This window comes from Aureimonas sp. Leaf324, from assembly GCF_001423245.1.
GTDB lineage: Bacteria > Pseudomonadota > Alphaproteobacteria > Rhizobiales > Rhizobiaceae > Aureimonas.
Genome location: NZ_LMOH01000002.1, coordinates 68,659 through 80,347, shown reverse-complemented (window position 1 = coordinate 80,347; position 11,689 = coordinate 68,659). Strand labels below are relative to the sequence as shown.

At 70.8% G+C, this 11,689-nt stretch carries 13 protein-coding genes; 4 read left to right on the top strand and 9 right to left on the bottom strand.

Annotation, left to right across the window (positions count from 1 at the left end):
* Nucleotides 1-72: 72 nt before the first annotated feature.
* Both kdpA and ASF65_RS03545 read right to left on the bottom strand, forming a co-directional pair.
* On the bottom strand, nucleotides 73-1,767 hold the full coding sequence (gene kdpA, locus ASF65_RS03550) for a potassium-transporting ATPase subunit KdpA (RefSeq protein ID WP_055885273.1): 1,695 nt from the start codon (nucleotides 1,765-1,767) through the stop codon (nucleotides 73-75).
* Between the two features lie 294 nt (nucleotides 1,768-2,061).
* Nucleotides 2,062-2,961 carry a LysR family transcriptional regulator gene (locus tag ASF65_RS03545; RefSeq protein ID WP_055885271.1) on the bottom strand — a complete coding sequence of 300 codons (900 nt, stop codon included), beginning with the start codon at nucleotides 2,959-2,961 and terminating at the stop codon, nucleotides 2,062-2,064.
* A gap of 96 nt (nucleotides 2,962-3,057) precedes the next feature.
* Between ASF65_RS03545 and ASF65_RS03540 the strand changes: the two genes are divergently transcribed.
* Nucleotides 3,058-4,149: an aldo/keto reductase gene (locus ASF65_RS03540; RefSeq protein WP_055885268.1), complete on the top strand. Its 1,092-nt coding sequence runs from the start codon at nucleotides 3,058-3,060 to the stop codon at nucleotides 4,147-4,149.
* Nucleotides 4,150-4,159: 10 nt separating this feature from the next.
* Here ASF65_RS03540 and ASF65_RS03535 read toward each other — a convergent pair whose 3' ends face one another.
* Nucleotides 4,160-5,374 (bottom strand): MFS transporter, encoded by a 1,215-nt coding sequence (locus ASF65_RS03535; protein ID WP_082505145.1) that lies wholly within the window; start codon nucleotides 5,372-5,374, stop codon nucleotides 4,160-4,162.
* A gap of 89 nt (nucleotides 5,375-5,463) precedes the next feature.
* Between ASF65_RS03535 and ASF65_RS03530 the strand changes: the two genes are divergently transcribed.
* Nucleotides 5,464-6,438: an AraC family transcriptional regulator gene (locus ASF65_RS03530; protein WP_055885265.1), complete on the top strand. Its 975-nt coding sequence runs from the start codon at nucleotides 5,464-5,466 to the stop codon at nucleotides 6,436-6,438.
* Between the two features lie 31 nt (nucleotides 6,439-6,469).
* Here the strand turns inward: ASF65_RS03530 and ASF65_RS03525 are convergent, their stop codons facing one another.
* Nucleotides 6,470-7,060: a TetR/AcrR family transcriptional regulator gene (locus ASF65_RS03525; RefSeq protein ID WP_055885262.1), complete on the bottom strand. Its 591-nt coding sequence runs from the start codon at nucleotides 7,058-7,060 to the stop codon at nucleotides 6,470-6,472.
* A gap of 330 nt (nucleotides 7,061-7,390) precedes the next feature.
* Here ASF65_RS03525 and ASF65_RS21185 point away from each other — a divergent pair, with 330 nt between their 5' ends.
* Both ASF65_RS21185 and ASF65_RS03515 read left to right on the top strand, forming a co-directional pair.
* Entirely contained in the window at nucleotides 7,391-7,693 is a 303-nt protein-coding gene (locus ASF65_RS21185) for a hypothetical protein (RefSeq protein WP_055885259.1), read from the top strand.
* Between the two features lie 106 nt (nucleotides 7,694-7,799).
* Nucleotides 7,800-8,018 (top strand): hypothetical protein, encoded by a 219-nt coding sequence (locus ASF65_RS03515; protein WP_055885256.1) that lies wholly within the window; start codon nucleotides 7,800-7,802, stop codon nucleotides 8,016-8,018.
* Here the strand turns inward: ASF65_RS03515 and ASF65_RS03510 are convergent.
* The 5 genes from ASF65_RS03510 to ASF65_RS03495 all read right to left on the bottom strand — a co-directional run bounded on the left by ASF65_RS03510 (nucleotide 7,999) and on the right by ASF65_RS03495 (nucleotide 11,627).
* Nucleotides 7,999-9,042, bottom strand: a complete 1,044-nt coding sequence (locus ASF65_RS03510; RefSeq protein WP_156369149.1) for a GGDEF domain-containing protein — start codon at nucleotides 9,040-9,042, stop codon at nucleotides 7,999-8,001. The genes ASF65_RS03515 and ASF65_RS03510 overlap by 20 nt on opposite strands.
* A gap of 211 nt (nucleotides 9,043-9,253) precedes the next feature.
* A complete protein-coding gene (locus ASF65_RS03505) occupies nucleotides 9,254-9,616 on the bottom strand; it encodes a DUF6481 family protein (RefSeq protein WP_244486550.1) in 363 nt (120 codons plus the stop codon).
* 131 nt (nucleotides 9,617-9,747) lie between these two features.
* Nucleotides 9,748-9,927 carry a DUF3606 domain-containing protein gene (locus ASF65_RS03500; protein WP_055885250.1) on the bottom strand — a complete coding sequence of 60 codons (180 nt, stop codon included), beginning with the start codon at nucleotides 9,925-9,927 and terminating at the stop codon, nucleotides 9,748-9,750.
* A gap of 22 nt (nucleotides 9,928-9,949) precedes the next feature.
* Nucleotides 9,950-10,120, bottom strand: a complete 171-nt coding sequence (locus ASF65_RS21750) for a hypothetical protein (protein WP_200939995.1) — start codon at nucleotides 10,118-10,120, stop codon at nucleotides 9,950-9,952.
* 427 nt (nucleotides 10,121-10,547) lie between these two features.
* A complete protein-coding gene (locus ASF65_RS03495; RefSeq protein WP_055885248.1) occupies nucleotides 10,548-11,627 on the bottom strand; it encodes a hypothetical protein in 1,080 nt (359 codons plus the stop codon).
* Between the last annotated feature and the right edge of the window lie 62 nt (nucleotides 11,628-11,689).

Sequence of the window (11,689 nt, the reverse complement as noted above, 5' to 3'; positions counted from 1 at the left end):
GGGACCGACGCAGAATGGGTGACGGTTCGTGAGGGGCGGCCCGGCGTCGGGGCCGAGCCGCGCCCAAGGTCGTCAGAAGGTCTTGCCGGCCAGCATCTGCACCTGCTCGGCGATCGGGCCGAGGGCGAGCGCGGGGAAGAACTGGAGGCCGCCGAGGATCAGGATGATGCCGGCCAACAGCCCGACGAAGAGCGGCCCGTGGGTCGGGAACGTGCCGGCCGAGGGCGCGAGCTTGGTCTTGGCCACCAGCGAGCCCGCGATCGCCATCATCGGCACGATGTAGGCGAAGCGGCCGAGCAGCATGGCAAGGCCCAGCGTCGTGTTCCACCAGGGCGAGTTCGCCGACAGGCCGCCGAAGGCCGAGCCGTTGTTGCCGGCCGCCGAGGTGTAGGCGTAGTAGATCTCCGACAGGCCGTGCGGGCCGGCATTGCCGAGGCCCGAGAGTGCCACCGGCAACACTGCCGAGACCGCCGAGAAGCCGAGGATCGCGGTCGGCAGGATGAGGATCGCGAGCACCGCCATCTTCATCTCCTTGGCCTCGATCTTCTTGCCGAGATATTCCGGCGTGCGGCCGACCATGAGGCCCGCCACGAAGACCGAGATGATCGCGATCACGAGGATGCCGTAGAGGCCCGAGCCGACGCCGCCCGGCAGGATCTCGCCGAGCATGATCAAGACCATCGGCACCATGCCGCCGATCGGCGTGAAGGAGCCGTGCATGGCGTTGACAGCGCCGTCCGACAGGCCGGTCGTCACGGAGGCGAAGAAGGCGGAGGCAGCCAGCCCGAAGCGAACCTCCTTGCCCTCCATGTTGCCGCCGGCGGCGGCCAGAACCGGCGTGCCGGCGCTTTCGGCCCAGTAGCAGATCGCCGTCGCAGAAACGAGCAAGAGGCCCATCACGCTGAGGATCGCCACAGCCTGACGCCGGTCGCCGATCAGCCGGCCGAAGGCGAAGACGAGCGCCGTCGACACGACGAGCATCTGCCAGATCGTGAGGGCGTTCGAGAGCGGCGTCGGGTTCTCGTATGGGTGGGCGGCGTTGGCGTTGTAGAAGCCGCCGCCGTTGGTGCCGAGCTGCTTGATCGCGATCTGCGAGGCGACGGGCCCGAGCGCCAGCGTCTGGGGCTGGCCCTCCAGCGTCTGGACGGTCGCCGACGCCTCCAGCGTCTGCGGGGTGCCCATCGAGACCTGCCAGAGACCGGTCACGATCGCGAGCGGGAGGAGGACATAGAGCGTGGCGCGCGTCATGTCGGTGAAGAAGTTGCCGACGGTCTGGGCGCCCGAGCGCGCGAAGGCGCGCACCAGCGCGACGGCCAGCGCGATGCCGGTCGCCGCCGACAGGAAGTTCTGCACCGTGAGGCCGGCCATCTGGCTGAGATGGCTGAGCGTCGTCTCGCCGCCGTAGGACTGCCAGTTCGTGTTGGTCACGAACGAGACGGCCGTGTTGAAGGCGAGATGCGGCGACATGCCCTCAAACCCTTGCGGGTTCAGCGGCAGGAAGGCCTGCCCGCGCAGGATCGCGTAGAGGAGCACGAAGCCGGCCGCGTTGAAGGCGAGCATCGCCAGCGTATAGGCGAGCCAGCCCTGTTCGCGCGCCGGGTCGATGCCGGCGAGGCGATAGAAGCCGCGCTCGACGGGGCCGAGAATGGGGGTGAGAACGGTCCGCTCGCCTGCGAAGACGCGGCCCATGAAGGCGCCGAGCGGGATGGCGAAGGCGACCACGGCCGCGAGGATGAGGATGATTTGCAGCCAGCCGACAAGGGTCATGGCATCCGACTTTCAGGACAGGGGATCAGAACCGCTCGGGACGCGCGAGCGCGTAGACGAGGTAGGCGGCAAGGGCGAGCGCGACGGCGCCGCCGAGGACGAGGTCGAACATCGTCAGGCCCGAACCGCCCAGCGCGCGTAGGCGCCCATCAACGCGAAAAATCCCAGCCCCACGGCCAGGTAGATGAAATCGAACATGCGAACCCTCCTTTCGGGATCGCCCATTCGATTGCGCCGGGGGCGCGTAAAAAATCCATATGAGTTTGCGAAGGGGCGAAGGGCCCCGCGCCGCGGTCAGCCCGCCGGGCGTGGCCAGCGAAAGGCCTCGATCAGGGCGCGCAGCGCCGGCGCGGCCTGTCGGCTCGGATAATAGAGGCGGCACCCGTCGAACGGCGCGCACCACGCGTCCAGCACCTGAACGAGCCGACCGGCGGCGATGTCCTCGGCAACGTCGTCCTCCATCATGTAGCCGAGCCCGGCGCCCGCCCGCACGGCCCCCGCCGCCAGCCGCTCGTCGTTGACGATGAGCTGTCCTCCGACCTTGACCCGCAGCGCCTGCCCGTCCCGCTCGAACTCCCAGGGCAGGAGCCCGCCGCCGCCGACGAGGCGATAGTTGACGCAGACGTGGTCCCGCAGATCGGCGGGCGTCGCGGGCGCGGGACGGGCGGCGAAGTAGCCGGGCGTCGCCACCACCACGGTGCGCAGCGGCGGCCCGACCGGCACCGTCACCATGTCGAGCTCGACGCTCTCGCCGAGCCGGATGCCGGCGTCGAAGCCGCCCGCCACGAGGTCCACCAGCCGGTCGTCCACCACCACCTCGACGGCGATGTCGGGATGGTCGACGAGGAACTGCGGCAGGCGGGGGCCGAGGATCGTGCGCGCGGCATAGGAGAAGGTGGTGAGGCGGAGCGTGCCCGACGGCGCGTCGCGCCAGTCGGCGAGCGCCGCGATCCCGCCCTCCACCGCGTCGAGCGCAGGGCCGAGCGCGGCCAGCAGCCGCTCGCCCGCCGCCGTCGGCGCGACGCTGCGCGTCGTGCGCGCCAGAAGTCGGACGCCGAGCCGGGCCTCGAGCTGGCGCATGGCATGGCTGAGCGCCGAGGGCGACAGGCCGAGCTCGGCGCCCGCGCGGGTGAAACTGCGCGCCCGCGCGATCGCGGCGAACAGGGCGAGATCGTCGAGGTCGCCGCGCCGCATTGATGAACCCCGCTCACAAGCCCTTGGCCGGGATGCATCCTAATCCGGCGCGGCGCCGCCCGCTATGTTCGTCTCATCGTTCGACAGGAGACACGAATGGACCTCACCCATTTCCGCGCGCTCGGGCGCTCCGGCCTTCTCGTCAGCCCGCTGGCGCTCGGCACCATGACCTTCGGCGCGGGGCGCTGGGGCACCGACGAGACGGGGGCCGCGGCCATCCTCGACGCCTATCTCGAGCGCGGCGGCAACTTCGTGGATACGGCGGACATCTATTCCGGGGGCGCCAGCGAGACGATGCTCGGGCGCCTCGTCGCGGAGCGGGGCGTGCGCGACCGGCTGGTGATCGCGACGAAATCCGGCTTCCCGGAAAGCGGCGGCGTGCCGCTGATGGGCGGCAACGGCGTGCGCCATATCCGCCGGGCCCTGGAAGGCTCGCTGAAGCGCCTCGGCACCGACCGGATCGACCTTTACTGGCCCCATGTCTGGGACCGCACGACGCCGCCGGAGGAGGTGCTGCGCGCACTGACCGACGCCGTGCGGCGCGGCGACATCCTGCATTACGGCTTTTCCAACGCGCCGGCCTGGTATGCGGCCCGCATCGCGACCCTGGCGCGCGCCCACGGCCTGCCCGAGCCGATCGGCCTGCAATACGCCTATTCGCTGATCGACCGGGGTGTCGAACTCGAGATCCTGCCGGCGGGCGAGGCGCTCGGCCTCGGTTTCGTGCCCTGGAGCCCGCTCGCCGCCGGGCTCCTCACCGGCAAGTACGGCCGCGATAAGCTCGAGGCCCACGGAACGGCCGGCACCGTTCCCAACCAGGCCAGCGGCACGAGCGACGGCGGCAACCGGCTCGACGGCGACAATCCGTTCGGCGGAATGCTGTTCACCGAGCGAAACTTCGCGGTGGTGGACGCAGTGCGCAGCGTCGCCGGCGAGATCGGCCGCTCGATGGCGGAGGTGGCGCTCGCCTGGGTGACGGGGCGGCTCGGCGTCTCCAGCGTCCTGATCGGCGCGAGCCGCCCCGAACAGGTGCACGCCAACGTCGCCTCGCTCGACGTAGCGCTCTCCGACGACCAGCGCGCCCGGCTGGATGCCGTGAGCGCGCTGCCGATGATCAACCCCTACTTCATCTTCCAGATGCCGCGCGAGCAGCTCTTCGGCGGGGTGTCGGTCACGCCCTGGCGCTAGGCTGGCGCTCTTACGCCCCGGCCCGCGTGCGCTCGGCCGCCCGGCCGAGCGTCAGCATCACGCCGGCGCCGAGCACCACAGCGGCGGCGGCATAGACGATGACGCCGTGCGGGCCGATGCCGTCGATCAGGAAACCGCCGATCAGCGCACCGCTGGCGATCGCCACCTGGAACGAGGAGGAGAGAAGCGCGCCGGAGCTTTCGGCGAGATCGGGCGCCGCGCGCGCATTCCAGATCGAGACGGCCACCGGGAAGCCGCCGAAGGCGAAGCCCCAGAGCGCGACCGCGGCAAACGCCACGGCCGGCGTTCCGCCGAACAGCGCCAGCAGGAGCGAGGCCGCGCCGATGAGGAGCGATACGCCGCCGGCGGCAAAGGCCGGGCTGCGCGCCGCGATCATTCCGGCCACGGGATTGCCGAGAAAGCCGCCGATGCCGAAGGCGAGAAGCGCCAGCGAGATCGTCGCGACGTCGAGGCGCGGAACCTCCTCCAGGAACGGGCGGATGAAGGTGAAGCCGGCGAAATGGCCGGACACGACGATGATCACCGTGGCAAAGCCGATCAGCACCGCACGCCGCGACAGGGCGGCGCGGAAGCTCGCAAGGCCCGGGGCGCCGACCGAGGGCAGGCGCGGCAGAACGAGAAGCTGGACGAGGAGCGACAGGGCGCCGAGCGCTGCTGCGGCAAGGAACGTCGCGCGCCAGCCCCACAGCGCGCCGAGCGCGGCGCCGAGCGGCGCTGCGACGACGGTCGCGACCGACACGCCCATGACGATGATCGACATGGCGCGCGGCACGTCGGCCGGCGGCACCAGCCGCAGGGCCAGCGCCGTCATCATCGCCCAGAAGCCGCCCAGCGCGAAGCCGAGGAGCCCCCGTGCCAGAAGGAGGACGCCGACGCTGCCCGCGAACGCCGTCAGCACGCTCGACACGACCAGCATCGCCATCAGCGCCCAGACGATGACGCGCCGGTCGAGCCGCCCGGAGCCGAGCACCAGAAGCGGCCCGGCGAGCGCGGCGACCACGGCCGTCGCGGTGATCGCCTGCCCCACCGCGCCGTTGGTGACGCCGAGTTCGGCGGCCATCGGCGTCAGGAGGCTGACGGGCAGGAACTCGGCGGTGACGAGACCGAAGACGCCGAAGGACAGCGAGAACACCGCAGGCCAGGCGGCGGCGGGCGTTTCGGTGTCGGGCGCGGCGAGGCCGCCGGGGCAGGCGATGTCGGACATGGAGGATCGTCCCGTCATGATGCAGTGCAAAAATTTGAAGGCCGAACCTAGTCTCGCCGGTCTGGCGTTTCCATGCTAGGAACGCCATCATGCTTGACCGTTCGTCCAAACCTGTCGCCGATCCGATCGACCCCCTCACCGACATGCTGCGGGGGCTGCGGCTCGATGGCGTCGAATACGGCCGCTGCCGCCTCCAGGGCGAGTGGGCCTTTCATTACCCGGCGCAGGATCACGCCCATTTCCATTTCGTGGCCGGCCAAGGCTGCTGGCTGCAGAGCCCGGACGGCGAATGGAGCGAGCTCTCGGCCGGCGACGCGGTGCTGGTGCCGCGCGGTGCCGCCCATACGCTGGCGAGCGCGCCGGGCATCCCGCCCCGCGCCTTTCCGCGCCGCGAGTGTCTCGTCATCTGCGAGAGCGTCTACGACTACGGTGCGGCCGGGCCGGAAGCGGAGGGTGTCTGCATCCTCTTCTGCGGCACCATGCGCTTCAACATCGACGGGCTGCACCCGCTTCTGCGGATGATGCCCGACCTGATGCGCGCCAAGGAACTGATGCAGGCGGAGCCCGCGATCCCGCACCTTCTCGACGCGATGATCGCCGAGTGCAGCCTCAACCGCGTCGGCGCGAGCGGCATCCTCGCGCGGCTCGCCGACGTGATGGCCGCGCAGATCATCCGCTCCTGGGTGGAGCACGGCTGCGGCGACGAGGCGGGCTGGCTGGCCGCGGTGCGCGATCCGAAGGTCGGCCGGGTGCTGGCTGCGATCCACGCCGAGCCTGAACGCGACTGGACGGTGGCGGAAATGGCCGCGCTGATGGGCGTGTCGCGCTCCGGCTTTGCCGCCAAGTTCACCGCGATCGTCGGCGCGACGCCGGCCCATTACGTCACGCAGGTGCGCATGCACCAGGCCCGGCAGTGGATCGCGCGCGACCGCATGCGCATCGCCGACGCCAGCCGCCGGCTCGGCTACGAATCGGAGGCCTCGTTCGGCCGAGCCTTCAAGCGCGTCATCGGCACCGCGCCGGGCCGCATGCGCGGCGCCGGCACGGACGGCGCACGGGCCTGAAAGGGCGTCGCACGGCAGCAGGAAGGCCACCTCAGACGGGCGGCCAGGTCTTCAGCGTCATCGCCACCACGCGGCGCAGGTCGTCCGGCGTCGCCCCGCTCGCCGCCTGGACCGACAGCCCCTGCGCCACCGACATGACGTAGCGCGCGAGGTCCTTGGGTTCGGCTTCGGGCGGCAGGTCGCCGGCGGCCTTCCATTCCTCGAGGCGGCGGCAGAGCGCCGCCTCGCTTTCGGCCCGGCGTGCGCAAAGCTCCTGCCGGATCGATTCCGACGCCTCGCTGCAGACGAGCGCGCCCTGCACCATCAGGCAGCCCTTGGGCGCCTCCTCGTCCTCGCCGACGCCGGCAAAGGCCAGAAGCATCCGCTCCACCGCCCGGCGCGAGGTCGCCTCGTTCAGGGCGCTGCAGCCGAGATCCGAGCGACGCGACGCGTAGCGGTCGAGCGCCTTGCGGAACAGCTCCTCCTTGTTGCCGAAGACGGCGTAGAGGCTGGGCTTGGCGATGCCCATCGCCTGCGTCAGGTCGGACATCGAGGTGCCCTCGTAGCCTTGCCGCCAGAACACATCCAGCGCGCTATCGAGGGCCTCGTCGGGATCGAACTCCCGCGGGCGGCCGGCACCCATGATCGCATCTCCTTGTCTTCCGATGCTCGGGCGGACCGGCGTCAGATTTTTATACCTGTCGGTAAATTAGTCCGTTGACAGCCGGAAACCAAGCCCCTAATTCATTCCATACCAAACGGTAATGAACTGCAGAGGTTCAGCGCCGGACCGGGCGGACGCAAACGCGACACCCCGTCAACACACGCAACACCGCCGGATTGCAAGACCCGGCGCCCCGCGGGCGCATGCCATGCGCTCCGACTCAACGCCGCGAGACGCCGTCCGTCTCCGCGCCCGCTCCGGGCCGCGGCCGGGCCGACGCGCGCCTCAAAACCCAGAGGAGTTCCTCCCATGACCCGCACGATCCTCTCCGCCGCCGCCGCCCTCCTCCTGTCGACCGGGCTCGGCCTGGCCGGCGGCCTCGTCCCGGCCTCGGACGCCGGCACGAAGGTCGACGACGGCCGCGCCGACCGCTCGGTGGTGACCGGCGAGGCCGCGAGCCGTTCGGCCGCCGGACGCAGCGAGGCCGCCGCGACCTTCGGCTATCCCGCCGCCCGCACGAACCCGGCCGCCGCCAAGGCGCAGCCGGCCGTCCAGCCCCCTCGCGCGGCGGAAATCCGCGGAGCCCTCGTCCCCGGCTCCGACAGTTTCTGACCCGTGCCCGTCCGCCCGCGAAGGTTGCGGCCTTCGCGGGCGGTTCTTGCCAAGCGGCGCCCCCGTGCCGCCCCATCCCGTGGACCGACCGACGAGGAGCACCCCGATGTCCCTGTGCCTATCCCCGGACGACACCCGGATCGACACCCCCTACACGGCCCTGACCCCGGACGGCCTCGGCGCGCGCCTGCGCCGCCTGTTCCTGTCGGTCGCCGATCAGGACACGGCCGACCTGATGCCGGCGCCTCGGGTCGAGCGCGCGGCGTTCCGGCAGCCCGCCTTGGGCCGCCCGGCGCGCCAGGAGATCAACGGCCTGTTGCTGTAACGCGGTCCGCCGCCGCTCGGCGCCCGTGAAAGGCGCGCTTCGAGCGGTACATGTTGCGGTCGGCGCGGGCGAGGAGCTGGTCCATGCCCTCGCCCGCGCGGCGCCAGGCGAGCCCCGCCGAAAAGCTGAGAGGGACCTGCCAGGCCCCGCCCTCGTTCGCCTCCGCCGCGCGGGCAAGGCGGGCGAGCAGCGCGTTGGCGCCGTCTTCGTCCAGCCCGGTGACGATCGCCACGAACTCGTCGCCGCCCATGCGCACCGCCGGGCAGGTCGGCGGCAGGTGGTCGCGCAGGAGGCGCCCCATCCGGCGCAGGAGATCGTCGCCCGCCTTGTGCCCGAACCGGTCGTTGGCGCTCTTCAGACCGTTGAGATCGAAGACGGCGAGCGCCACCGGATCGCCGCCGCCCTCCAGGCGCTCCAGCGTCTCGGTCAGGAAGGTGCGGTTGTGGAGACCGGTCAACGGGTCGTGCGTGCGCGCGGCCTCGAGCAGGCGAAGCGCCTGCTGCTGCACCGACACGTCTTCCACGCAGATGAGATAGGCGGCCCAGTCGGCCTCGTGGCCGGGCAGGAGCCGGCCCTTGTAGTTCACGTCGAGAAGGCGACCGCGCGCCGTGTAGTTGCGCGTCACCACGCTGGTGGCGACCCGGCCCTCCCAGAGCTGACAGATCACCTCGACGAAGGAGGCGATCTGGTCCTCGCCGAAGATCTCGCGGACCTTGGCCATCAGCTCCGCCTCGTCCGCGACCTCGTAGAGGCGCAGCGTCTCGCGGTTGACGGCCGTCACCCGGATCAACGCCACCAACTCCTCGACGCAGGCAGGCTCCGTCGCCAGATGGGCACGCAGGTTTCCGATCCCCCCGCCGCGCCATTCGTCGAGGCGCCGTTTCAGGAGATGGAGGTCCTGGATCCACATGGAGGTCGGCGCATGCTCGAAGGCGAGCGCGCCGCGGTCCCGCTGGAGCGGTTCGGCGAAGACCTGGCTGGGTTGTACGGGGTCCGTCGGGCGCGCAGGCGCGTTGTCGCTCACGATCACCTTTCAACGCTCCGGATTCGGTCCCCCGACCTTTTCTAGCGCGGCTTCGTTAGCGAGATGCCACCACGACGCGATCAATTCTCGCGATGGCTGCCGTCGGGTCGTCGGCTGAAGGGTCGAAGGGAATGAAGTCCGGCGGCCGGAGCCCGGACGGGGGCCGCCGGGCGGTCAGCACGAGGCGTCCCGCCCGCGGCCCGGGCCCGGTTCAGCCCTTGCGGCTCTGACGGGCGGCGTAACGCGCGTCGCGCTTGGCCTTCTGCGCGGCCTGGTCGGCCATCGCCTGGGCGATCAGCTTGTCGCGCTCGGACACGGCGGCCTTCTCGGCGGCTTCCGCGGCGGCGGCGGCGGCAGCGGCGCGCTCGGCTTCACGCACTTCCTCTTCGGCCTTCTGCTGCTCGCGCTTGGCGGCCTCGCGCTCGGCGCGGGCGGCGGCGAGCGCGGCGTGCTCCTCGCGGCGGGCCTGCGCGGCCGGATCGTTCTGTTTGGCCTTCATCTTCTCGAGCAGAGCCGCCTTGGCATCCTTGGCCGCGTTGCGGCGATCGATGAAGTCCGTGCCAGTCTGTTTCAACGTTTCTCTCTTTCGCATCATAGGGGGCCGCCAAAGCCTGGCCGCCCGTCGGATCGGGTCGGACCATAGCATCCCGGCGGAGTGTTTCGAAGGGGTCGGCCGGGACCCAAGAAGGTCACCGGCCGATCGGTTCAGGCCTCGCGCGCTGCCATGTAGGAGTCAAGCTTCTTTCGCGAGGGGCCGTAGCGTTTGATGATCGTCTTCGCCTCGCCCGGCGGAATTCCATACTTTCGGGCGAAGGCGTCCGGCTCGTAGGGTTCCTCGGCCGGCGCCGTGCGGGACTTGTCAGTCCCGTTCTTCTTGTCGGACATGGGTGTTGCAGCTTTCCCCGCGTCAGTTCGCGGTCGCAGATGGGTCGCTCGTCTCGTGCGGATCCTGGTCGTCGCGATCCGCCTCGCCGGGCGCAGCCTTGGATGCGGCCTTAGCCGCAGCCTTCTCCGCCTTCTTGGCGGCCTTGGCCTTTTCGCGTTCCCGGCGCTCGAAGTCGAAATTCGGTTTTTTCATGGGCGATCCCTCGGCCGGTGGACAATCCCCTGCATATGGGGAGCGACCGGCGGAAATGCGAACCGCAAAGCGAGCGAACGAGATCTTCGCTGAAACAAAGAAGGCGCCGGGTCCGGGCCCGACGCCTTCGATAGCTGGGGCCAACGCAACACGCCTCAACCACTGGGGTGACACTAGCCCGTCACCCTTAAGATTAGGTTTCGGACGGACCCGGCCCGCCCGCCCCCCGGTCAGCTCTTCTTCGAGGCGGGCGTTGTGCCGCCCTTCAGGCTCGGCGCAGCGGCGATCGTCTTCTCGACGACCTTCTTCGGCTTGCGGGCTTCCTTCCCGCCCTTGTTCTTCTCACCCATGGTCTCTTTCCTCCGGTTGACGGCGGCGGAGCATGGCACGAAGCCGGGGCGGGGCGACAATCAATTCTTGGGGCCGCTCAGGCGCCCGCCACGAGCCGCAGCACCTGCCCCGGCCGTTCGTGCTCGACAAGCTCCCCCGCATAGCGTTCGGCGAGCCCCGCGAAGCCGTCGATATCGGTGAAGACGAGATCGCGCGGGGCGTGGAACGGGCCGAGCCGCACGGTCCCGGCCTGGACGGCGAGCACCGGATCGCCGGTTTCCGGCGCAAGGCAGGCATCGATGCGCGACACGGGCTCGGTGACGCCGCGCGACGCCAGGTCCGCCTCGATCCGGCCGGCCAGCGCGTGGAAGGCGAGCGAGGACGCCGCCTCGTGCCAGAACACCGGCTCGTCGAGGCGGAAGGGCAGCGTCGCGGCATAGGTGTCGAGCCAGGAGGCGCGGGTCGCGGCCATGGCGAGCTGGCGCGCCTCGACCTCGGCGTCCGGCAGGTCCCAGTCCTCGACCGGCGTCAGGCAGATGCCGAGAAGAAGGCCCTCCACTTCCGCTTCGCCCTCGCCGACCGTCGGCAGGCCGGCCTGCGCCAGCGCCTCGCGCGCGGCCGCCAGTCCCGCTTCGGGGGTGTCGGCCTCGACCAGCGCGGCGAGCCCCTCGGTCAGCGCGTGGACCGCCGCCGGGCCGACGGTGTAGAGGTCGACGGCGTCCGGCGCCAAGACCACAGGCAGGATCGCGACCGCGCCGGCCTCCGGGAAGACGCCGGATTCGCGCAGCGACCGGGCAAGCGTGGCAAGGCTTTTCGCGTCGCCGGCAAAGCCCGTCAGCCCTTTCGCCGTCCCGGTCGCCGCAAACAGGATCGGCTGAAGGTCGAACGTCCCTTCGCCGCCGTCCGGCAGGCGGGCCGCCATCCCGGCCCAGGCAGCCTGCGCGAAGACCTCGCGGCGGAAGGCGTCGAAGCCGCCGTCGAGGAGTTCGTCGAGTTCGGGCGAGAGGCGCGCAAAGGCCGCGTCGAAGCCTTCGAGGCCGAAGTCGATCTCGACCGTCTCCTCGGCGAAGAACGCCCCGGCGGCCTGGAAGATCGCCCGCTCGGCCGGCGTCTTGCCGCGCGTCTGCATCTGGCGCGCGAGCTTGGCCGCGAAGCGGCGATCCTGTCGGTTGGTCATGGCGCGCTCCTGAATAGCTCTCGGTCAGTCCCGGCTCGTTAGCATCCGCGGCGCGGCGAAGC